The following is a 22,220-nucleotide window of genomic DNA, read 5'->3' as shown; positions in this document are numbered from 1 at the left end:
CCGGCCTACTGCGGCTGGAGCTTGAGCAAGACGTAACCCCCTGCCACCCCGGTGATCGTGTACACGGCGCCGGGGTGCAGGGTCGTCGCGTACTCGACCGGGTTGCCCGCCCAGCCGTCGGAGTTGTCGATCGCGATGTAGTGCGGGACCACGGGGCGGGCGGTGCCCACCCAGAAGACCCGGCAGCGGGAGGTGAGCCGGGCGATCGGCCCGATGTCCGCCTCGACGGTCGCTCCGTCCGGGACGCGCTCCAACAGCCGTTCCACGGCGGCCACTTGAGGGCTCTTGCGGTACGTGGCCGAAGCGGTCAGCGCCGAAAGCGGCAGCGAGGTCGTCAGGGCGAGGGCCGCGGCGGCCGTGCAGGCGGGCAGGTTCTGGGCGTACGTACGCAGCCAGGGGCGCGGGCTGGTGTGGGCGGTGGCCACCGCGTCGGCGAGGGCGAGGGCGAGGACGGGCATCAGGACGGCGCTGTAGTGCCAGTCCGTCGACCAGTAGTGGTCGTCCGAGGACAGGAAGCGCCAGCCGAGGGTGGGCAGGGCTGCGAGCAGCAGCGGGGAGCGCAGCGCGAGGAGTCCCGTGGTCGGGACCAGCGTCCACAGCAGGGTGTGGAGCTTGACGTCCCAGGCGGCCAGCGGGCCGGCGCCGCCGTCCATCTTGGTCCAGTAGTCGTAGCTGTCCGTGGAGTTGAAGGCCGGGATGACGAGGGTGAGCGTGACCAGGACGGCCACCGCCCCGAACGCGGCCACGACGAGCGCCCAGCGCGTCGCGCGCGGCGAGGCGCGCCGGGCGCGCACCGCGACCACGACGGCCAGGGCGGACACCGTCAGGCCGAGGTCCTCCTTCACCAGAACGAGGGGAAGCGCGTACAGCAGGGCCGCGCCCCACCGTCCGCGCAGCACCGCCTCCAGGCTGAACGCGATCAGCGGCACGGCGAAGCAGATCTCGTGGAAGTCGAAGTCGACGGCCCGCTGAATCCCCCAGGAGAGCCCGAACGCGACCCCGATCGCGAGCCCGGGCCCCCGTCCGAGCAGCCGGGCCGAGCCGCGCACCACGGGAACGGCGGCGAGGGCGAACAGCGCGGACTGGGCGACGAGCAGGGTGACGGGCGTCGGGAACAGCCGGTAGGCGGGGGCGAGCAGGGCGGTCGCCGGGCTGAAGTGGTCGCCGAGGACATTGGCGCCGGGCCCCTTGAGATCGGCGACGGGCGCCTGGAGGTGCGCGTAGGCGCGGACGACCTGCTCGAAGATCCCCAGGTCCCAGGACAGGGTCTCCATCCGCCGGTAGCGCAGGACGCTGAGTGCGGTGTACGCGGCGAAGAGCGCGGCGGCCAGCAGATGGGGATCGGCGGCCGGCCGCAAGCGTATTCGCGACCCGGGTGGGCCGTTCCTGCTCGGCCTTTCCGCTGCCGTCGCCTTCCGGGTGGAGGTCTCGGGCAGGGCGAGGAGGACTCCGGACACGGGTGGTGCTCCTTGGGGTCAGCGGTGGGGAGTGGTCGGGGTGACGGAGAGGGAGACGGAGAGAGAGGGGGAGGGGGACGGGGGCGGCGGCGGGGGTGGGAACGAGGGGGTGGGGGAGCCGGACGGGGTGGCGGTGGAGGGCGGGGGCGGCGCGTAGGACGGCGTGCCGGAGCCGTCCGCGGGGGAGGGCGAGCCGTAGGTGGGAACGGAGGCGGGCGGCACGGGCCCGCTCTGCTGGAGGCGCAGGCCGAGCGCGGCGCCGGACCCGGCGAGCAGGCACACCGCACAGGCGGCGGCCGCGGCCAGGTTGCGGCGCCGGCGCCGCAGGCCCCGCGCGGCCACGACGGCGGCGGGCTCGGGCAGCGTGGCGCGGCCGGCCGCGTCGGCGGCCCGCTTCAGGGCGCGGGCGAGGGGTTCGTCGTCCCGATGCACGTCGTCGAGGTCAGACACCGTGTTCCTCCTCCTGGAGACGGGGCGCGAGGGCGGCCCGGGCGCGCGAAAGGTGCGTCTTGACGGTGCCGGCGGAGATGCCGGTCTCGTGGGCGACCTGGTCCACGCTGAGGTCGCACACGTAGTGCAGTACGGCGACGCGGCGCTGGCGGTCGGAGAGTCCGCGCAGGGCGTCGACGAGGGCGACGGTGCCGGGGTCCGGGGCGGGGGCCTCGGCGGTGTGCGCGTGGCTGTGGCGCCGCCAGGCCTCGGCCGCGCGCCGGCCCCTGCGCCAGCGGCTCACGGCGAGGCGCCAGGCCACGGTGCGGACCCACGCCTCGGGGCCGGCGCCCCTGTCGAGCCCGCCGCGGCGGCCCCAGGCCCGGACGAAGGCCTCCTGGACCACGTCCTGGGCCTCGTGGAGGTCGCCGGTCATCAGGTACACCTGGCCGACCAGCGGTTTCACGGAGTGCGCGTAGAACTCCTCGAACTCGTCGTCGGTCAATGCGGCTCCTGTGGCTGGATAGATCTCACGGGGTATACGCCCCCGGTGCCGCGCTCGGTTGACACCTGCCCCCAACTTTCTCCCAGCCCCCGGCACCGGCCCGTCTGGGGGCTCCGCCCCCAGACCCCCGTTCGCGCCTGAACGGCGCTCGTCCTCAATCTCCCCCAAGGCCTTAAGGGCCAGGGGGGACCCCCATGACGGGCTGAAGATGCCCTTGGTGCCGGCCAGCACCAAGGCATTTGGGGGCGCGGGGCTGTGACATTGCGCGGCTCCGCCGCGGTGGGCGCGACCGGGGACACCGGGTCACTTACAGGGGCGCGGGGCTGTGACATTGCGCGGCTCCGCCGCGGTGGGCGCGACCGGGGACACCGGGTCACTTACAGGGGCGCGGGGAACTGCGCGAGCAACCACGCACGGTGGACGGACGAAAAAGGATTAGGGGCGCGGGGAACTGCGCAGAACGGGCCTCACCGGGCGGGGGGTGCAGGGGCGGCGGGGCCCGGGGTATCCCGGGGGCGAGGGGGGTCGGGGCGTCGTACGCTGGAAGCCCCCGGCCCGTACGACGTGTCGGGCGGTTCGCGTTGCCCACTCCCCGGGATGGAAGCCCTTCATGAGCCTGCACGGTCTGCTGAACGCCGTCGTACGAGACCCCGCGCTCGCCGAAGCGGTGAAGGCCGCCACCGACGGCCACCGGATGCACATCGACTTGGTCGGCCCGCCCGCCGCCCGGCCCTTCGCGATCGCCGCCCTCGCCCGCGAGGCGGGCCGGCCCGTGCTCGCGGTGACGGCCACCGGCCGCGAGGCCGAGGACCTGGCCGCCGCCCTGCGTTCGATGCTGCCCGCCGAGGAGATCGCCGAGTACCCCTCCTGGGAGACGCTGCCGCACGAACGGCTCTCCCCGCGCAGCGACACCGTGGGCCGCCGCCTCGCCGTGCTGCGCCGCCTGACCCACCCCAGCAAGGACGACCCCTCGGCCGGCCCGGTCAGCGTCGTCGTCGCGCCGATCCGCTCCGTACTCCAGCCGCAGGTCAAGGGGCTCGGCGAGCTCGTCCCCGTGGCGCTGCGCACCGGGCAGAGCGCCGACCTCGGCGAGGTCGTCGAGGGGCTCGCCGCCGCAGCGTACTCCCGGGTCGAACTCGTCGAGAAGCGCGGGGAGTTCGCGGTTCGCGGCGGCATCCTCGATGTGTTCCCGCCGACCGAGGAGCACCCGCTGCGCGTCGAGTTCTGGGGCGACGACGTCGAGGAGATCCGCTACTTCAAGGTCGCCGACCAGCGCTCCCTCGAAGTCGCCGAGCACGGCCTGTGGGCGCCGCCCTGCCGCGAGCTGCTGCTCACCGACGACGTGCGCACCCGCGCCGCCGCCCTCGCCGAGCGCCACCCCGAGCTCGGCGAGCTGCTCGGGAAGATCGCCGAGGGCATCGCGGTGGAGGGCATGGAGTCCCTCGCCCCCGTCCTCGTCGACGAGATGGAACTCCTCGTCGACGTATTGCCCAAGGGCTCGATGGCCGTGGTCTGCGACCCCGAGCGGGTGCGGACCAGGGCCGCGGACCTCGTCGCCACCAGCCAGGAGTTCCTCCAGGCGTCCTGGGCGGCCAGCGCGGGCGGGGGCCAGGCGCCCATCGACGTGGACGCGGCGTCCCTGTGGGGCATCGCCGACGTCCGCGACCGGGCCCGCGAGCTCGGCATGATGTGGTGGTCGGTGTCCCCGTTCGCCGCCGACGAGGCGGACTTCGACGAGGACACCCTCAAGCTCGGGATGCACGCTCCCGAGACGTACCGGGGTGACACCCAGCGCGCGCTCGCCGACACCAAGCAGTGGCTGGCCGACGGCTGGCGTGCCGTGTACGTGACGGCGGGGCACGGCCCGGCCTCCCGTACCGTCGAGGTGCTCGGCGGCGAGGGCATCGCGGCCCGGCTCGACGCGGAACTGGACGAGCTGGTCCCGTCCGTCGTCCATGTGACGTGCGGTGCCATCGACTTCGGTTTCATCGACCCCGCGCTCAAGCTGGCCGTCCTGACCGAGACGGACCTGACCGGCCAGCGCAGCGCCACCAAGGACCTCGGCCGGATGCCGGCCCGCCGCCGCAAGACCATCGACCCGCTCACCCTGGAGGTGGGCGACTACATCGTGCACGAGCAGCACGGCGTGGGCCGCTACATCGAGATGGTCCAGCGCACGGTGCAGAACGCGACCCGCGAGTACCTCCTCGTCGAGTACGCGCCCGCCAAGCGCGGCCAGCCCGGCGACCGGCTCTACATTCCCACCGACCAGCTGGAGCAGGTCACCAAGTACGTCGGCGGCGAGGCCCCGACGCTGCACCGGCTCGGCGGCGCCGACTGGACCAAGACGAAGGCGCGCGCGAAGAAGGCCGTCAAGGAGATCGCCGCCGACCTGATCCGCCTGTACAGCGCGCGCATGGCCGCGCCCGGACACGCCTTCGGCTCGGACACCCCGTGGCAGCGCGAGCTGGAGGACGCGTTCCCGTACGCGGAGACCCCCGACCAGCTGTCCACGATCGCCGAGGTCAAGGAGGACATGGAGAAGACGGTCCCGATGGACCGGCTGATCTGCGGCGACGTCGGCTACGGCAAGACGGAGATCGCGGTGCGCGCCGCGTTCAAGGCCGTACAGGACGGCAAGCAGGTCGCCGTCCTCGTGCCCACCACGCTCCTGGTCCAGCAGCACTTCGGCACCTTCACCGAGCGGTACGCCCAATTCCCCGTCAACGTAAGGGCGTTGAGCCGGTTCCAGACCGACACCGAGGCGAAGGCGACGCTAGAAGGGCTCAAGGACGGCTCGGTCGACCTCGTCATCGGCACGCACCGGCTGTTCTCGTCGGAGACCAAGTTCAAGGACCTGGGCCTGGTCATCGTGGACGAGGAGCAGCGCTTCGGCGTCGAGCACAAGGAGCAGCTGAAGAAGCTCCGCGCCAACGTGGACGTCCTGACGATGTCCGCGACGCCCATCCCCCGTACGCTCGAAATGGCCGTCACCGGCATCCGCGAGATGTCGACGATCACCACGCCCCCCGAGGAGCGCCACCCCGTCCTCACCTTCGTCGGGCCGTACGAGGAGAAGCAGATCGGCGCGGCCATCCGGCGTGAACTGCTGCGCGAGGGCCAGGTCTTCTACATCCACAACCGGGTCGAGTCCATCGACCGGGCGGCCGCCCGGCTGCGCGAGATCGTGCCGGAGGCGCGCATCCAGACCGCGCACGGGCAGATGGGCGAGAGCCAGCTCGAACAGGTCGTGGTCGACTTCTGGGAGAAGAAGTTCGACGTGCTGGTCTCGACGACGATCGTCGAGTCCGGCATCGACATCTCCAACGCGAACACCCTCATCGTGGAGCGCGGCGACAACTTCGGCCTCTCCCAGCTGCACCAGCTGCGCGGCCGGGTCGGCCGTGGCCGCGACCGGGGCTACGCCTACTTCCTGTACCCGCCGGAGAAGCCGCTGACGGAGACCGCGCACGAGCGGCTCGCCACCATCGCCCAGCACACCGAGATGGGCGCGGGCATGTACGTGGCGATGAAGGACCTGGAGATCCGCGGCGCGGGCAACCTGCTCGGTGGCGAGCAGTCCGGGCACATCGCGGGCGTCGGCTTCGACCTGTACGTGCGGATGGTCGGCGAGGCCGTCGCCGACTACCGGGCGCAGATGGAGGGCGGCGAGCAGGAGGAGGCACCGCTGGAGGTCAAGATCGAGCTGCCGGTGGACGCGCACGTCCCGCACGACTACGCGCCGGGCGAGCGGCTGCGCCTCCAGGCCTACCGGGCGATCGCCTCGGCCAACTCCGAGGAGGACGTGAAGGCGGTGCGCGAGGAGCTCACCGACCGGTACGGCAAGCTGCCCGAGCCGGTCGAGAACCTGCTCCTGGTGGCCGGTCTTCGCATGCTGGCCCGCGCCTGCGGGGTCGGCGAGATCGTGCTCCAGGGGCCCAACATCCGTTTCGCTCCGGTGGAGTTGAGGGAGTCGCAGGAGCTCCGCCTCAAGCGGCTCTATCCCCGTACGGTGATCAAGGCGCCCGCCCGGCAGATCCTGGTGCCGCGCCCGACCGCCGGGAAGATCGGCGGCAAGCCGGTCGTCGGACGGGAGCTGCTCGCCTGGACCGGCGAGTTCCTCGCCACGATCCTGGGGTCCTGAGACGTAGGCGTCGGGACCATCCTGGGGTCCTGAGATGTAGGCGTCGGGACCATCCCGGGGTCCTGAGCCGGGCGTAGGTGTACGGGGCGAAGGGCGGGCGGCTCCCATCGGTGCCGCCCGCCCTTCGCGCGTCCGGGCGCTCCCGGCGCCCGTCGGCGGGGATCCGCGCCCGGGCCCGTGCGCCGGTCGAGCCGGGCTGATCAAGGGCGGAGGGCTGTCCCTTTCGGGACCGTTGACCCGCGGCATGCCGGGTAGGAGTACCTACGATTGCGAGGTTCCGCCAACTGCTGCCAGGACGGCCCGCCTTGATGCGTATGTACCGAATTGCCCTGCCCGTGACCGCCCTCGCGGCGTCCCTCGTGCTCACCGGCTGCGGGGGTGACGTGGGGACCGGGAAGAGCGGTGCCCCCGGCCCCAAGGGTGCGGCCGGTTCCGCGCTCGCCGCCGTCGACGCGCTTCCCGTCAAGGGGCGTGCGCCGAAGACCGGTTACACCCGCGACCAGTTCGGCAAGGGCTGGACGGACACCGATCACAACGGCTGCGAGACCCGCGAGGACATACTGAAGCGGGACTTGAAGGACGTGAAGCTGAAGGACAAGTGCGACGTGACGTCGGGGACGCTCGTGCACGACCCGTACACGGGGGAGTCCATCACCTTCAAGCGTGGCGCCAGCAAGATCGACATCGATCATGTGGTGGCGCTCTCGGACGCCTGGCAGAAGGGCGCCCAGCAGTGGGACAAGCAGAAGAGGGCCGCCTTCGCCAACGACCCGCTCAACCTGATCGCCGTCGACGCGAGCGCCAACCGCCGCAAGAGCGACGGCGACGCGGCGACCTGGCTTCCCCCGTACAAGGCGTACCGCTGCACGTACGTGGCGGACCAGGTGGCCGTGAAGAAGAAGTACGGCGTGTGGCTGACCGATGCGGAGAAGTCGGCGATGAAGACGGTTCTGGACGGGTGCCGCGACCAGAAGCTTCCGGCGGGGTGAGCCGCCGGAAGGCGTGACGATCCGTCAGCTGCGTGTCAGCCGGCGATGACGGCGGACTTCGGCGGGGCGACCGCGTGGATCGGCTGGTCGAACTGGGAGAACTCCATGGTGCCGGGGCTGTCGCCGCCCGTGGTGACCATCTTCAGGAGGTAGGGCTTGCCGGTGGTGGCCACGTCGATCGTGTAGTGCTCGGCGCCGTCGCTCTCGGTGAGCGCGATCGCGGTTCGGCCGCCGACCGTGGTGGTCGCGCCCTTCTTGGCCTCGGTGTCGGTGTCGTCGCCCTTGAAGCTGTCCAGGAAGCTGTTCAGGTCGCAGGACGAAGCCAGTTCCTTGGTGTCCGCGGACGTCGTGTCCGTCTTCACCCACTTGTTGCCCGAGTCGCGCGTCTTCAGGTACATGACCTTGCCGGTCTTGATGATCCTGATGGTGTCCTTGCCCTGGCCCATGGTGCCGGTGCAGTCCCCCTTGTGGTCCATGGAGAGGTCCATCGTGCTGGGGCCCTCCTTGGCGTCGGCGATCTTCGCCTTGAGGTGCAGCGAACCGGCCTGCCGGGTGGCCCGGAACGAGTTGGTGACTATCTGCCCGCCGGTGAGGTCGGCGTACGGGCCCTTCGCGGCGGCCGGAGTCTTGGCGGCGGACGGCGCGTTGGACGCGCCCGAACCCGAACCCGAACCGGAGTCCGAACCCGAGCCGGAGCCCGAACAGGCGGTCAGGGCCATGGCGGCGACACAGGTGAACAGGGCCGTGGTGGTGGCGATCGTGCGGCGGCGCATGGCGTGAACTCCCCCTGAGGGCGGTAGAGCGAGGCGGGTCGGGTGCGCCGGCAGGTGGCGGGCCCGGGCACATCAGAGCAGAGTTCCGTGAACCGAGTCAACACTGTTCACGGAACTGCGAACGTTCACGATGTGAATGGAGTGCTCCGGTGTTGTTCGGTAGGGTCGGTGACACGGCAACGAGGGGAGCAGTCAGGTGCCGGAGCACGCAGCAGAGGTGACCGCCGCCACCATCGCGCGGCTCGCGGGGGTGGGCCGCGCCGCCGTCAGCAACTGGCGCCGCAGGCACGCCGACTTCCCCAAGCCGGTCGGGGGCACCGAGACCAGCCCCTCCTTCGCGCTGCACGAGGTCGAGCAATGGCTGCACGCCCAGGGCAAGTTGGCCGAGGTGCCGCTGCGCGAACGGGTGTGGCAGCAGCTCTCGGGTCACCCCGCGGGAGCCGTCACCGCCCTGGTCCACGTGGGGTGCGCCCTACTCGCCGCACAGCAACACCCGCACCGGTGGCGGGAGTTGGCCGCGCTCGACGACGCGGCCCTCGCCGCGCCCCTGGCCGAGCTTGTCGAGCGGGTGCTGGGGGAACGGTTCGGCGGACGAGGAGACGGTTCCGGCGGGGCCGAGGGCGGCCGGGCCGGTCGGAGCCACTTCGTGAACGGCCCCGGTGCCGTCGGGCTCGCCGTCTCCCTGCCCCTCCTGCGCGGCGCCGCCGAGCTCGCCGACGAGGATGGTGCCCAGGCCGCCTTCGAGTTCCTGCTCGGCCGCCATCTCGACGCCAACCCCCGTCAGTACACGCTCACGCCGCCGGGCCCCGCGACGCTGATGGCCGCACTCGCGGGGCCCGCGGCGAGCGTGCTCGACCCGGCCTGCGGCACCGGCACCCTGCTGTCCGCACTGCGGGGCGCCACCGCCCTGCACGTCCAGGACACCGACCCCGACCTCGCCGCGCTCACCGGGCTCCGGCTCGCCCTGGCGGGCTCCGCCGCCATCCGCACCGAGGCCGCCGACTCGCTGCGCGCGGACGCCTTCGGCGACCTCGCCGCCGACGCAGTGCTGTGCCACCCGCCCTTCAACGAGCGGGCCTGGGGCCATGACGAACTCGCCTACGACCCGCGCTGGGAGTACGGTCTGCCGGCCCGCACCGAGTCCGAACTCGCCTGGGTGCAGCACGCGTTGGCCCGGCTGCGCGAGGGGGGCACCGCCGTGCTCCTGATGCCGCCCGCCGCCGCGTCCCGCCGCTCGGGGCGCCGTATCCGCGCCGACCTGCTGCGCCGGGGCGCGCTGCGCGCGGTCGTCGCGCTGCCCGCCGGGGCCGCGCCCCCGTACGGCATCCCGCTGCACCTGTGGGTGCTGCGCAAGCCGGACACCACCTTGCGCGGCGCCCCCGAACTGCTCCTGGTCGACACCGCCGGCATCGAAGGCGTCGCGGTGGACGGCGGCCGCGACCGGCTGCCCTGGGGCGCCCTGCGGTCCGCGGTGCTCGACGCCTGGGCCCCCTTCGACCGCGACGGCACGGTCGCCGAACGGCCCGGAGTCAGTCGGTCGGTGCCCGTCATCGAACTCCTCGACGACGACGTCGACCTCGCCCCGGCCCGCCATCTGCCGCCGCCCGCAGCCGAAGGCGGCACCGCCGCGCTCGACGACGTACGCGAACGCCTCGCCGAGACCCTGCGGCGCACCGCCGAGCTGACCCCGTCGCCCGCCGCGCCCACCACGGGCGAGGGCGCCCGCCGCCAGCTGGCCACCGTCGGTGAACTCGCCCGCGCGGGCGCCCTGGTGCTGCGCTCGGGCGGCGCCGGCACCGGGCCCGGGCCGGTCGTCCTCACCGAACACGACGTGCTGGCCGGCACGGCGCCCTCGGGCACCCTGCCCGAAGGGCCCGCGGAGGAACCGGTGTTGACGCGGGCCGGTGATGTCGTGGTGCCCGTACTCGGCGGCGGCACCGTCGCCCGGGTCGTGGACGAGGCGGGCGCGGGCGCGGCCCTCGGCCGCAACCTCCAGCTCCTGCGGCCCGACCCGGGAGCCCTCGACCCGTGGTTCCTCGCCGGATATCTGCGCGGCACCGCCAACAACCGCCAGGCCAGCAGCCACGCCACCACCGCCTCCCGGCTCGATGTGCGCAGGCTGCAGCTGCCCCGGCTGCCCCTCGCCGAACAGCGCCGCTACGGCAGGCGCTTTCGTGAACTCGCCGCGTTCGAGGACGCGTTGAGGCTCGCGGGACGGCTCGGCGAGCAGCTCGTCCAAGGCCTGCACGACGGCCTGACGGACGGCACGGTCGATCCGGGCGACGGTGCGGACGGCGGGCGCGGCCGACGGGGGTAGACCCTGCGAAGGGCGGGCGCGGCCGACCCGGGACGACGGTGCGGACAGTGGGCGCGGCCGACCCGGGATGACGGTTGGATACCGGCCGGGGGATCGCGGGGGACGTTGTCGGCGCCGGTGTATACGCTCATGGCACTGAGCTCATGTCCTCCGTCCCGTCCCGTCCCAGTTCCAGGAGCAGCGATGCACGGCCCCGGCTATGGACCGCCGCAGCCACGCCCTTCGGGGGCGGGGCAGATCGCGCTGCGCGTGCTGTTCGCGCTGCTGCCGCTGCTCAGCATCGGCATGCTGTCGTGGGCGGCACTGCTGCGGCTCGCGATCGTGACCCGGCGCCGGGCGCACTGGGTGCTGTTCTGGGTCGCCCTGGCCGTGTTCGTCTTCTTCTTCGGCTACGTCATGAGCGCGCCCGACGAGTACGACTGGCGGATGGACGTCGGCATGACCGGCCTGCTCGGCCTCGCCGTGGCCAGCACCGCGTTCTTCCTGTACGCCGACATCCGGCACGCCTCCGCGCCGACGCCCGTCCCGTACCCGTACGCCGGTTACCCGCCCCACGGGTACGCGCCACCGCACATACCGGGCGCCACGGCCCCGCAGTTCGGGCCCTACGCGAACCCGTACGCCGACACCCCGGTACCGGCCGGGCCCCCGGCTCCGCCGCAGCCGCACACCCAACACCCCCCGGCAGCGCCCAGGATCGACCAGGTCAGGGCCGAGCTGGACGAGCTGTCGCAGTACCTGCGCAAGGGGACCCAGGGCGAGGGCCGATGACCGTGGGGCGGGTCGTCGCCGGACGCTACGAGCTGGCGGCGCTGCTCGGCCAGGGTGGCATGGGTCAAGTGTGGACGGCGTACGACCGACGCCTGGACCGCCGGGTCGCGGTGAAGCTGCTGCGGCCCGACCGGGTCGCGGGCGGGGGTGCGGGAGGGGACGCGGAGGAGCTGCGCCGCCGCTTCGTGCGCGAGTGCCGGGTGACCGCGCAGGTCGACCACCCCGGGCTCGTCACCGTGCACGACGCGGGCAGCGACGGCGACGACCTGTACCTGGTGATGCAGCACGTCGAGGGCTCCGACCTCGCCGACCACCTCGCCGAGCACGAGCCCTACCCGTGGCCGTGGACGGTGGCCGTCGCCGCCCAGCTGTGCGCGGTGCTCTCGGCCGTGCACGCGGTGCCGATCGTCCACCGCGACCTCAAGCCGCGCAATGTGATGGTGCGCCCCGACGGCACGCTGACCGTCCTCGACCTGGGCGTCGCCTCCGTCCTGGACTCGGACACGACCCGCCTCACGCACACCGGCTCACCCATCGGCTCGCCCGCCTACATGGCGCCCGAGCAGGCGATGGGCGGGGCCGTCGGCCCGTACACCGACCTGTACGCCCTCGGCGTTCTGCTGCACGAACTGCTCAGCGGGGACGTCCCGTTCGCGGGTTCCACCGCGCTCGGCGTGCTGCACCGCCACCTGTACGAGCCGCCGGTCGCGGTCCGCAGGCTGCGCCCCGAGGTGCCCGAGCCGCTCGAAGCGCTGGTGCTGCGACTGCTCGCCAAGGACCCGCAGGACAGGCCGAGTTGTGCGCAGGAGGTGTACGAGGCGCTGGTGCCGCTCCTGCCGGCGCGGGGCGGGCCGGGCCCCACGCGGCCGCTCGATCCGACCCGCCCGTTCCTGCGCCCGCACGCGCCCTGGCCGGACCGGGTCACCACCGCCCCGCCGGTGCCGGCGGTTCCGCCCGCTCCGCCGCGGCCCGATGTGGCAGGCGCGGTCGACGAGGTCAAGCGGCTGCTCGGCGAGGGCCGCATCACCCAGGCCGTCGACATCCTCGGCTCGATCCTGCCCGCGGCGGCCACCGAGCACGGTGAACGCTCGCCGGTGGTACGGATTCTGCGCAAGCAGTACGCGGCGACGCTGATGGACGACGGGCAGTACCGGCGCGCCCTGCCCGAGCTCCGCCGGCTCGCCGCGGACCGCGCGGCGGAGGCGGGGGGCGGGGACGCCCAGGCGCTGGACTTCCGCCACGACGTGGCCCAGTGCCTGGAGCAGCTGGGCGAGGCGGCGTCCGCCCTCGCCGAGTACCGGGCGGTGCTGCCGGGCTTCGAGTCCCTGTACGGGGTGACGGACCCGGCCCGCCCGTTCGCGGTCCGCCACCGGATCGGCCATCTGCTGCTCGCGGTGGGCGACCACGGGGCGGCCCACCAGTACGGGCAGGCTCTGCTGTGGGACGCGGAGCGGGTCTACGGTCCTCAGCACCCCTTTCCCGCGGAGTTGCGGCGGGCGCTGGCCCACCAACGCGAACTCCGGGGCACCTGACGGTTCCGCCCCACGGGGCGCGGCCCCGCCCGCCCTCGGCCCCGGCCCGGGGTGCCCGTTCGCGCAGTTCCCCGCGCCCCTTGAAACCCGTCCTGATCTGCGGACCGTGGGGGCCGTTCGCGCAGTTCCTCGCGCCCCTAAACCGGCTGTCGTCCGCGGGCGGTGGGGGGCGTTCGCGCAGTTCCCCGCGCCCCTGAGCCGGCTGTCGTCCGCGGGCGGTGGGGGGCGTTCGCGCAGTTCCCCGCGCCCCTGAGCCCGCTGTCGTCCGCGGGCGGTGGGGGGCGTTCGCGCAGTTCCCCGCGCCCCTTGGGGGCCGTCTTGGGTTGCGGAGCGTGGGGGTGTTCGCGCCGGTTCTCGCGCCCTCAAGCTCCGGTGCTGGGGCACTTTCAGCCTGTCAGGGGGTCCCCCCCTGGCCAGTTCACCACCCCCGGAGGGTCTCGGGGAGGGGCGGGGTGGGGGCTAATCCCCCCGCGAGGAGAAGCGGCGTCGCACCCGCCCCCACCCCGCCACTCCCACGAGGGCGAGCAGGGCAGCCCCTCCCACCCACGTTCCCGAACGCAGCCCCGGCGGGCGGAAGTCGCAGTCCACCGACCGCGCCCCGGAGGGCAACGGCACCGCGACCAGGCCCAGATGGTCGGCCGCCGGGGTCGGTGCCGAGCCGTTCACCCCGCACGTCCAGCCCGCGATGCGGGGCATCGCGAACACCGCCGTACCCGAAGCCCCGGAAGGCAGCTCCGCATGGACAGAGCTGTCCGAGACGGTGACCCGGGTCGCGCCGGTGGCGCGAAGGCCCGCCACCGCCCGGGTGAGTGCGGCCCGGTCGAGGCAGCCGAGCTCCGCATGGCGGTTGGCGGGGGCAAGGGTGATCCGGGAGGCCGGGCCCGGCCCCGCCGAGGGGCCGAAGGGGATCAGCGGGGCCCGCCGGCTGGGCGCGCCGCCGCGCATCTCGACCACGGGCCCGTCGCCCAGACGAGCCGTGCCGAACTGCTCCGGAGCCCACAGGAAGATGTCGGTCCCGGCCGGGCACCCCTGCGCGAGGGTGCGGGTCGTATAGACCCGCGCGCCGAGCAGCAACTCCTGGTTACGGAAAGGGTTGTTGCCGTACACCGGCTCCGCGCCGGGCGGCCGCAGAGTGACCAGCGGCGGAGTCGCACCGGCCCGGACCAGCCCCGGGGGGCCGCCCTTCTGGGCGACCCGGACCCGCGCCCCCACGGAGAAGATCGCATCGGTCACCGGGTTGTCCAGGCTCTGCAGGGCCCGCCCCCGCGAGGTCCACCCGCCGCCGAGCGCGGTCATCGTACGGTTCAGGACCTCGGGGGTGAGGCTGGAGTAGTACGCCCCGCCCTCGCCCCCCAGCAGCAGCGGGTCGTTGTTGGTGATCTGGCGCTGGCCGGGGTCGGTGCGGTAGGCGGGCCAGCCGGAGGCGTCCGCCTCCAGGGCGGCCCGCGCCGTGTGTTCGTCGCCCCAGGCGGGATAGCCGTCCATGCGGGTGGCCCGCTCCTTGTCCCCGTACGCGACCGTCACACCGGCCTGCGCGATCTGCGCCCCGGCGAGCAGCACGAGTGCGAGGAGGCTGAGCCCGCGTCGGCCGGGCCGTGCCAGGAGCAGGCCGCCGACGGCCGCCGCGACCCCGAGGGCGAGCAGCGGATAGGTCCACGCCGAGACCAGCTCGCTGAAGGCCGCGCCCAGCGCGATGAGCGCGAGCACACCGCCCCCGCCGAGCAGCGCGCGGCGCCCGGGGATTCCGTACGAGAGGCAGATCCAGGCGGCGATGACGAGGATGCCGCACAGCACGAACGTCTGGCGGTAGGGGCTGCCGTTGGGGGTGACGAAGGCGTGCCAGGCCAGATGGGTCGGCTTCCACTGGAAGGAGAGCGCGACGGCGAGGGCGAGCCCGCTCCACGCGTACCGCTCGCGGCGCGGGACCGCGCGGTGGAAACCGAGGGCGCAGGCGAGCAGCAGCGCGCCGGTGCCGAGGAAGACGGCGGGGGAGGAGAAGGAGTACGTGCCGGGCAGGGTGCGGGCCAGGTAGTCGGGCCAGGACACCGGCGCGAACTCCCGCACCCATCCCGGATGGGCGTGCTTGGTTCCGAGGTAGACGGTGAACAGGACGGGCGCCGAGAGCCCGATGCCGATCGCGACCGAGCGGGCCGCGACGAGCACGGCCCGCACCCGCCCGCGCCCGTCCGTGCCGCGGTCCACGGAGAGAAGGAGGAGCAGGACGAGTCCGGCCCCGATCGTCGCCATGTACGCGGTGTAGAAGTTGGCGATCCAGGCGAGCGCCACCACGAGCGGGCCGAGCACCGGCCGCCGGCCGGCCCTGGCCCAGTGTCCGACCAGGCACAGCAGCGGGAAGGCGATCAGACCGTCAAGCCACATCGGGTTGTAGATCGACTCCAGGACCGACCAGCCGCACAGCGCGTACGAGGCGCCGAGCACCCCGGCCACCCAGCGGTGCCGGACGGCCGGACGCAGGGCGAGCAGCAGTACCGTCATGGCGACGGCCGCCGCGGCCATCTTCAGGACGGTGATCACGTACACCGCGAGGTCGATCCGGTCGCGCGGGAAGACCCCGATGAGCAGGGCGAACGGGCTGCTGAGGTAGGTGCCGAGGTCGGGCAGGAACGAAGTCCCGTACCCGGACTGCCAGTTGAGGAGCAGGCCGCCCTCGGCCCGGCCGTGCAGCAGGTCCCACAGGTGCTCGTGGAAGGGGACGAACTGGTTGCCCAGGTCGTTGATGCTGCGGGTGTGCCGCTGGAGCGGGCCGAGCGGGATCACCCCGGCGACCGCGTCCGCGCCGCACACCGAGATCAGGGTGATCAGTGCGGAGAGGGCGGCGGCCCGGGCACGGGGGCGGCGGGCGGCCGGGGCGCGTACCGGGGCCACCGGTGGGGCGGGGGCGGCTTCGAGGGTCGGCATCGAGGTCCTTTGCTGTGCGCTGCCGTCGAATATGCCGGACCCGCCGTGGCAACACAGCGGGCCCGCACGTCAGTTCACGCAATGGACGGCGCGGCTTCACCCGGCTTCACCCCCGCGACCGATGCGGGTCGCGAATCGTTGGTCGAATCAGTGGCCCCGGCCACGCCGACTGCCTAACATCGATCACCGCAAGGTCTTAGCAAGGTTCGTCGCCACGCCGCACGTATCTGCTCCGCCGGGAGGCTCCTTTGCACCGCCGCCGTCGTACCGCGCTCTCCGTCTCCGTCGCCCTGCTCGCCGCGGGCCCACTGCTCGCGGCCTGCGGCAGTACGGCCCATCCGGGGGCCGCGGCCGTCGTCGGGGGGCAGCGGATCGAGGTCTCCGCGCTCCAGGCCGAGGTCAAGGACGTACGGACGGCCCAGCAGAACTCCCCGCAGTCCGCCCAGCTGATCAAGGACTCCGGTCAGCTCGGCAAGGTGAAGCTCAGCAACATGATCTTCGACCGGGTTCTCGCGCGCGCCGCCGAGCATGCCGGGGTGAGCGTGACCCCCAAGGAGGTCCAGGACGCGCGGGCCGCGATGGTCCAGCAGGCCGGCGGGGAGGCCCAGCTGCGCGAGCAGGCCCTGACCAACGGCGGGCTCGCCCCGGACCAGATCGACACGTACGTCCAGCGCCAGGTCACCGAGCAGAAGCTGGCCGGCGCGATCGGCGCGCGTACGCAGCAGGACCTGCTGCCCGTCCTGGTCAAGGCGTCCAAGGACCTGGGTGTCGATGTGAACCCGCGCTACGGCAGCTGGAACGCGAGCCAGATCCAGCTCGCCGACTACCAGGCGCCCTGGCTCGCCAAGCCCAAGCAGGCCGCGCCCCCGCAGGGTGCGCCCTCGCAGGGCTCGCCCGAGGACCAGCAGGTCGCCCCAGGGGACTCCGCGTCGACCGGCTGAGCCGCGGGGTGGGCCGGGCTCCGTCGACCGGCTGGGCTGAGGGGTGAGCCGGGGGACCCCGTCGATCGGTTGGGCCGCCGGGTAGGTTCGTGGGGTGACTGCTGTTGAAGAGCCCGGTCTGCCCGGCCGCATCGTTCTGCTCACCGCGAGCCACCGGGTGGCCCCCGGCCTGCTGTCCTGGCCGGCATGGGAGACCCTGCGCGCCGCCGACCTCGTACTGTGCCCCGACCCCGGGCACCCGCAACTGCCGTATCTGCGCGAGGCCGGCGTACCGGTGGAGATCTCGGCGCCGGATGCGCAGGAGCTGGTCGAGGCCTGCGAGGGCGGGCGTACCGTGGTCGTCCTGCCCTCCGGCGAGGGCGACCGGCGCCTGACCGACGGACTCGCCCGGCTCGCCGGGTCCGGCCGGGTCCAGATGCCGGACCTGGAACTGCTCCCCGGCTCCTACGACCTGCCGGGCGCCCGCCTGCTCGACCTCGTCCAGGTCATGGACCGCATCCGGCGCGAGTGCCCCTGGTCCTCGCAGCAGACCCACAAGGGGCTCGCCAAGTACGCCCTTGAAGAGGCGTACGAGCTCGTCGAGGCGGTGGAGGAGGGTGACCGGGACGAGCTCCGCGAGGAGCTCGGGGACGTGCTGCTCCAGGTCGTCTTCCACGCGCGGATCGCCGAGGAGGACGGCGAGGAGCCGTTCTCCATCGACGACGTCGCGGGCGGCATCGTGGAGAAGCTGATCCACCGGCATCCTCATGTGTTCGGCTCGGAGCGGGCCGATACGCCGGAGGAGGTCAAGGAGCACTGGCTCCGCATGAAGGCGGTCGAGAAGCAGCGGGCCTCCGTCACGGACGGCGTGCCGCTGGGCCAGCCGGCCCTGGCCCTGGCGGCCAAGCTGGCCTCCCGGACCCGCACGGCCGGCCTGTCCGTGCCGCTCCCCTCCGGGGAGGGGGTCGGCTATCGCCTGCTCGCGCTTGCGGTGGCGGCGGAGGCGTCCGGGGTCGACCCCGAGGCGGCCCTGCGGGCTGCTGCGCGGGCGTACCGGGTCGCGATCCGCGCGGCGGAGTAGCCCGGGGGGTTTGCCCACCCGCCCGCCCGTTGCCCGGGGTTGGATGGTCCCGGCCCCTGGGGCTGCGCCCCAGACCCCGGGGGGTTTGCCCTCCCTCCCGCCCGTGCGGCGGGTTGGACCGGCTGAGCCCTGGGGCTGCGCCCCAGACCCCCTGAGGGGCTGCGCCCCTCGAACCCCCGCAAGGGGCTCCGCCCCCTGCACCCCCGTTCGGGGCTCCGCCCCGGACCCCGTTCGCGCCTGAACGGCGCTCGTCCTCAATCGCCGGACAGGCTGAAATGCCTGGTGCCGGCCAGCACCGGTACTGCCAGGGGCGCGGGGAACTGCGCGAGAAGCGATCACGGTCCGCGGACGACGACGGGGTGAAGGGGCGCGGGGAACTGCGCGACCAGCCACCCACGGTCCGAGGCCGAAAAGGGGGGGTGGGGGCGCGGGGAACTGCGCGAGAAGCGGCCGCGGTCCGCAGGCGGAGACGGGGTTGGGGGCGCGGGGAACTGCGTGAACAGCCGGCTCGGCCCGCAGGCGAAAGGGCGGCCTCTCGGGGCTCGGGGCCGCGCCCCCGGAAGCCCCACGACGCCCCGCCCCGCCAGGGCAAACTCACTGGACGCCCCCTCAACCCCATATGGCACACTGCCCAAACCGCAGGGGAGCGGCCAGGGGGGCAACACCGCACAGTTCAGGCACCATGCCGCCGAAAGCGGCGCGCGTGCCGTACCTGTGTGTGGACTGTGCGTGGTGCAGACCCGACCCGGCCATGCGGCACAGGGCAACCGCCCTTCGGGAGGGGAAAACAGCATGAAGACAAGCGGGCTCAGACGGTCCGGACACGTCGCCGCGATAAGCACGGCAAGTCTCGCCCTGGTCACCGCACTTGTGGGCGCCGGGGGAGTGGCGGCGGCCGACACACCGCCGACGCCGCCGCCCACGTCGCCGCACCACGTCACGACGCCCGACTGGGCACTGGCCCCGGGCAGCGGCTCCGTCGCGCACGTACTCAAGTCGGTGTCCTCCGTGGACGCCGACCACGCCTGGGCGGCCGGCTGGAAGAGCGACGCGAACGGCATGAACGGCCTGCTCCTGCGGTGGGACGGGAAGACCTGGTCGCCGATCGCGGACCCCGCGCTCCCGAAGGTGATGGAGTGGTCGGGCATCAGCGCCGCGTCGGCCGACGACGTGTGGGCCTACGGGATGACCGGCACCCAGCAGTTCCTCGTCCACTTCGACGGTGAGAAGTGGACCGTCGTACCGGCCGCGGGCGCCCTCGACCGGTCCTGGCCCGAGGTGCCGATCAAGGCGGTCCCCGGCAGGCTCTTCAAGGGCGGCGACGCCCTCTACACCTACGGCAGCGGTGCCTGGGGGACCTTCGCGCTGCCCGACGGCGTGGACATCCAGGGCATCGACGCCCTGTCCGCGAACGACGCCTATGCGACGGGCATGCAGTTCCCCGAGCACGGCGGCCACCCGGTGACGTACCACTGGGACGGCACGACCTGGACGCTCATGCCGCAGCTGTCCGCGCCCGACGACACCAACATGGCCCACATCGCGGTGGAGTCCGCCACGAGCGTGTACGTGGCCGGCTGGGGGCAGTCCTCGGCGGAGCCGGTCCACAATCGGGTCGAGCACTGGGACGGGTCCGCCTGGCACGATGTCACGGGTGAGCTCGCCGGGTTCATCGTGAACGCCATCCGGCCGGACGGACGTGGCGGGCTCTGGGCCGTGGGCAGCGACGGCTCGTCGCTCGACCGGCCGCCGGTCTTCTGGCACTACGACGGAACCGCATGGACCAAGCGGTCCGGTGCCACCGCGCCGGAACCCAACGCCCGTTCCTACGAGTTGAACGACATCGCCCCCGTCGACGGCACCCCCGGCAGCCGACTCCTCGCGGTCGGCGGGTATCAGGTTCCGGCGCCGAACCCCTCCGACGTAAGCGCCGGGCTTGGCCTGATCGAGCAGACCCAGACCTCCCTCGACCTCACGACCGCGGACCTCGCCGTGTCCTCGACGGCCACCCACACCGTGCGCGTCCACGCCGAGAGCACGGGCCGGCTCACGGTCGCGTTCCGTCCCGAGTACGGGCAGCCCGACTGGAACGCGAGCGCGGTGGACCTCAAGGTCGCGTCGGTGAGCGGCGGGCCCGCGGGGGCCTGCGGTCGCACGGCGGGACCCGTCAACGCCGCGTCCCCGGCGGTCTCGTGCACCCTGCCGGCCGGCGATCACACGATCACCTACACGCTCGCGGCCGGGGCGTACGTAGACGCCTGGCAGGTGGAGACGGACCTCCGCTTCGAGGCGTCGGACGAGGGCGCCTTCAGCCCGAAGGCGACGGGGGGCTTCGTGGTCAACAGCCCGTACCCCGTTCCCACCGGAACCCGTTTCCTCGGGCGGGACGCGCAGGGGACGCTGTGGCGTTACGACGGCACGGGGAACGCGGCCGCTCCCTACCGCGGCCGCGTGGCGGTCGGCGGCGGATGGCAGGGGTACACCGCCCTCACCGCACTGTCGGGCCTGACCGTGCACGGTTCCGGTGACGTGGTCGCCCGCGATGCCGCCGGAGGGCTCTGGTACTACCGCGGCGGCGGTGACGCCGTCCCGTTCACGGCTCCCGTGAAGGTCGGCGCCGGCTGGAACATGTACGACTCGCTGGTGGGTGCGGGCGATCTGACCGGTGACGGACGGGCCGACCTGCTGGCCCGCGACACCTCGGGCGTCCTGTGGCTGTACCAGGGCACCACGAGCACCACGGCCCCCTTCGCCCCCCGGGTGAAGATCGGCGCCGGGTGGGATGCGTACAACTCCCTTTCGGGAAAGGGTGACTTGACCGGGGACGGGCGCCCGGACCTGCTGGCGCGCGATGCCTCGGGCGTTCTGTGGCTGTACGAGGGCACGGGCAAGGCCTCGGCCCCGTACGCGCCGCGTGCCAAGGTCGGGACGAACTGGTCCCTCTACAACGCGCTCCTCGTCCCCGGCGACCTGACCGGCGACGGCCGGGCCGACATCCTCGGCCGCGACGCGGCGGGCGCGCTGTGGCTGTACGCGGGTACGGGCCAGCCCCTGGCCCCCTATGCCCCGCGCACCAAGGTCGGCTCGGACTGGTCCATCTACAACGGCCTTTTCTGACGACCAAGTTGACCGTGTAGTCCCGGCCCCGCCTCTGTCGCCCTTGTCCGGGCGCCGGGGGTGGGGCGCTTCGCGTGGCGTACCCCTGGGGCGGCCTCGCTGGGTCATCCAAGGGACGCCAGTGCCTCCGCCACCAGGGCGCGGGCCGCTGAGCCCTGTGCCGCATTCCGGGTGAGCCGGTCGAAGGCCCTCTCGTACAGCTCGATCTGGCTGGGCTGGGTGAGGGTGGAGGCCGAATCCAGGGTGTCCGCGTGCACGCGGTGGTCGTCGAAGATGGTGAACGTGGGCATCGGCCACACCGTGCGTTGCCGGGCGAACGGGATGATGCCCAGGACGACATGGGGCAGGTCCATGGTCATCAGGAGGTGTCCGAGCTGGGCGGCCATGGTGTCGGCGCCGCACAGCCGGTGCCGCAGGACGGATTCCTCCAGGACGAACCGGAACCGTAGGGCACCGTTCCCCAGGACCGCGTTGCGTTTCATGCGGGCGTTCACCGCGTCGCTCACGTCGTCGGGGGTGCCGCGGAATTCGGCGATGGAACCCAGGAGAGCGGTGGCGTAACCAGGGGTCTGGAGGAACCCGGGAATGACGTCGGACACGTAGACCCGGAAGACGGTGGTGCGCTGGTACAGGTCACCCGTGGATGCCTGAAGGTGGCGGAGGCCGCCGCGCTGGAGCCGCCGCCACTCGACGTGGGCTTCCGCCGACTGCCGGTTCGCGGCGATCAGGTCGGGGACCTGGTCGTCGGCGTCGCAAGCACGGCACCACGCCTTGATGTCGGCGTCGGAGGGAGGGGTTCTGGCGTTCTCGATCCGGGAGGACTTCGACTCCGACCAGCCGCACCTGACAGCCAGCTCCCGGCCGCTGATCCCCGCGTCCTTGCGGATGTCCCGCAGGCGGCCCGCCAAGATGTCACGGGCTTGTTGGATACGGAAAGAGGGGTTCGACGGCATGGAGCTGACCCTAGTCAGACGTGGAACAGGTGGTGCGGGACCGCACGTTCCCACACGGCCTCGAAGGCGGTCGAGCAGAGCCTTATCGTGCTCGGGTCTCGGCGTCTGGTTCCCATCCCTGGAGCAGGATCTCCTGGGTTCCCGCGTCCGCCCACACGGTGGGGCAGTGGTCCCGGTCGGTGTCGGGGTCGATACCGATGAACACAACAGCCATGGCTGACTCCTCGGTTCGGGCGCTTGCTGATACTTGCACACACACCACTATGCAGCAGGTTCATGGTCAACAGCCCTATGAATCAGGCAAGTTGGCGTG

Annotated in this window: 15 protein-coding genes; 8 read left to right on the top strand and 7 right to left on the bottom strand. The window is 73.0% G+C overall.

Annotation, left to right across the window (positions count from 1 at the left end; genetic code table 11):
• Positions 1–5 precede the first annotated feature (5 nt).
• The 3 genes from IE267_RS14825 to IE267_RS14815 are packed head-to-tail and all read right to left on the bottom strand — an operon-like array spanning position 6 to position 2,391.
• Entirely contained in the window at positions 6–1,457 is a 1,452-nt protein-coding gene (locus tag IE267_RS14825; RefSeq protein WP_373304551.1) for a DUF2079 domain-containing protein, read from the bottom strand.
• A gap of 18 nt (positions 1,458–1,475) precedes the next feature.
• On the bottom strand, positions 1,476–1,907 hold the full coding sequence (locus IE267_RS14820; protein WP_189763554.1) for a hypothetical protein: 432 nt from the start codon (positions 1,905–1,907) through the stop codon (positions 1,476–1,478).
• Positions 1,900–2,391, bottom strand: a complete 492-nt coding sequence (locus IE267_RS14815; RefSeq protein ID WP_167159395.1) for a SigE family RNA polymerase sigma factor — start codon at positions 2,389–2,391, stop codon at positions 1,900–1,902. The genes IE267_RS14820 and IE267_RS14815 overlap by 8 nt, the downstream gene beginning before the upstream one ends.
• 610 nt (positions 2,392–3,001) lie before the next feature.
• Between IE267_RS14815 and mfd the strand changes: the two genes are divergently transcribed.
• Both mfd and IE267_RS14805 read left to right on the top strand, forming a co-directional pair.
• A complete protein-coding gene (gene mfd, locus IE267_RS14810; protein WP_189763553.1) occupies positions 3,002–6,535 on the top strand; it encodes a transcription-repair coupling factor in 3,534 nt (1,177 codons plus the stop codon).
• A 308-nt stretch (positions 6,536–6,843) separates the two neighbouring features.
• Entirely contained in the window at positions 6,844–7,524 is a 681-nt protein-coding gene (locus tag IE267_RS14805; RefSeq protein ID WP_161249660.1) for an HNH endonuclease family protein, read from the top strand.
• Between the two features lie 35 nt (positions 7,525–7,559).
• Here the strand turns inward: IE267_RS14805 and IE267_RS14800 are convergent, their stop codons facing one another.
• A complete protein-coding gene (locus tag IE267_RS14800) occupies positions 7,560–8,297 on the bottom strand; it encodes a hypothetical protein (protein WP_189763552.1) in 738 nt (245 codons plus the stop codon).
• 196 nt (positions 8,298–8,493) lie between these two features.
• Here IE267_RS14800 and IE267_RS14795 point away from each other — a divergent pair, with 196 nt between their 5' ends.
• The 3 genes from IE267_RS14795 (at position 8,494) to IE267_RS14785 (ending at position 12,917) form a co-directional block, all read left to right on the top strand.
• Entirely contained in the window at positions 8,494–10,614 is a 2,121-nt protein-coding gene (locus IE267_RS14795) for an N-6 DNA methylase (RefSeq protein ID WP_189763551.1), read from the top strand.
• A 183-nt stretch (positions 10,615–10,797) separates the two neighbouring features.
• Complete coding sequence (locus tag IE267_RS14790; RefSeq protein WP_167159401.1) at positions 10,798–11,385, top strand: hypothetical protein; 588 nt, start codon at positions 10,798–10,800, stop codon at positions 11,383–11,385.
• Positions 11,382–12,917, top strand: a complete 1,536-nt coding sequence (locus tag IE267_RS14785) for a serine/threonine-protein kinase (RefSeq protein WP_189763550.1) — start codon at positions 11,382–11,384, stop codon at positions 12,915–12,917. Before IE267_RS14790 ends, IE267_RS14785 begins: the two co-directional genes overlap by 4 nt.
• A 459-nt stretch (positions 12,918–13,376) precedes the next feature.
• Here IE267_RS14785 and IE267_RS14780 read toward each other — a convergent pair whose 3' ends face one another.
• On the bottom strand, positions 13,377–15,836 hold the full coding sequence (locus tag IE267_RS14780; RefSeq protein ID WP_189763549.1) for a YfhO family protein: 2,460 nt from the start codon (positions 15,834–15,836) through the stop codon (positions 13,377–13,379).
• 248 nt (positions 15,837–16,084) lie between these two features.
• Here IE267_RS14780 and IE267_RS14775 point away from each other — a divergent pair, with 248 nt between their 5' ends.
• The 3 genes from IE267_RS14775 (at position 16,085) to IE267_RS14765 (ending at position 20,954) form a co-directional block, all read left to right on the top strand.
• Positions 16,085–16,777, top strand: coding sequence for a SurA N-terminal domain-containing protein (locus IE267_RS14775; RefSeq protein ID WP_167159408.1), 693 nt, complete (start codon positions 16,085–16,087; stop codon positions 16,775–16,777).
• A gap of 94 nt (positions 16,778–16,871) precedes the next feature.
• Positions 16,872–17,837: a nucleoside triphosphate pyrophosphohydrolase gene (locus tag IE267_RS14770; protein ID WP_189763548.1), complete on the top strand. Its 966-nt coding sequence runs from the start codon at positions 16,872–16,874 to the stop codon at positions 17,835–17,837.
• Between the two features lie 792 nt (positions 17,838–18,629).
• Complete coding sequence (locus IE267_RS14765) at positions 18,630–20,954, top strand: FG-GAP repeat domain-containing protein (protein ID WP_189763547.1); 2,325 nt, start codon at positions 18,630–18,632, stop codon at positions 20,952–20,954.
• Positions 20,955–21,058: 104 nt separating this feature from the next.
• Here IE267_RS14765 and IE267_RS14760 read toward each other — a convergent pair whose 3' ends face one another.
• Together IE267_RS14760 and IE267_RS40135 are read right to left on the bottom strand one after the other, a co-directional pair.
• Positions 21,059–21,907, bottom strand: coding sequence for a helix-turn-helix domain-containing protein (locus tag IE267_RS14760; RefSeq protein ID WP_189763546.1), 849 nt, complete (start codon positions 21,905–21,907; stop codon positions 21,059–21,061).
• An 82-nt stretch (positions 21,908–21,989) separates the two neighbouring features.
• The gene (locus IE267_RS40135; protein WP_268251557.1) at positions 21,990–22,121 is read right to left on the bottom strand and encodes a hypothetical protein; all 132 of its coding nucleotides are present in this window, start codon (positions 22,119–22,121) and stop codon (positions 21,990–21,992) included.
• Between the last annotated feature and the right edge of the window lie 99 nt (positions 22,122–22,220).

It is taken from the genome of Streptomyces xanthochromogenes (assembly GCF_014650455.1).
GTDB lineage: Bacteria > Actinomycetota > Actinomycetes > Streptomycetales > Streptomycetaceae > Streptomyces > Streptomyces xanthochromogenes.
This window is presented reverse-complemented; position numbering and strand designations above follow the sequence as displayed.

Coding starts and splice junctions, on each gene's coding strand:
- IE267_RS40135 (WP_268251557.1), bottom strand. CDS start 22,121: ATGGCTGTTGTGTTCATCGGTATCGACCCCGACACCGACCGGGACCAC.
- IE267_RS14805 (WP_161249660.1), top strand. CDS start 6,844: ATGCGTATGTACCGAATTGCCCTGCCCGTGACCGCCCTCGCGGCGTCC.
- IE267_RS14760 (WP_189763546.1), bottom strand. CDS start 21,907: ATGCCGTCGAACCCCTCTTTCCGTATCCAACAAGCCCGTGACATCTTG.
- IE267_RS14780 (WP_189763549.1), bottom strand. CDS start 15,836: ATGCCGACCCTCGAAGCCGCCCCCGCCCCACCGGTGGCCCCGGTACGC.
- IE267_RS14785 (WP_189763550.1), top strand. CDS start 11,382: ATGACCGTGGGGCGGGTCGTCGCCGGACGCTACGAGCTGGCGGCGCTG.
- IE267_RS14765 (WP_189763547.1), top strand. CDS start 18,630: ATGAAGACAAGCGGGCTCAGACGGTCCGGACACGTCGCCGCGATAAGC.
- IE267_RS14800 (WP_189763552.1), bottom strand. CDS start 8,297: ATGCGCCGCCGCACGATCGCCACCACCACGGCCCTGTTCACCTGTGTC.
- IE267_RS14790 (WP_167159401.1), top strand. CDS start 10,798: ATGCACGGCCCCGGCTATGGACCGCCGCAGCCACGCCCTTCGGGGGCG.
- mfd (WP_189763553.1), top strand. CDS start 3,002: ATGAGCCTGCACGGTCTGCTGAACGCCGTCGTACGAGACCCCGCGCTC.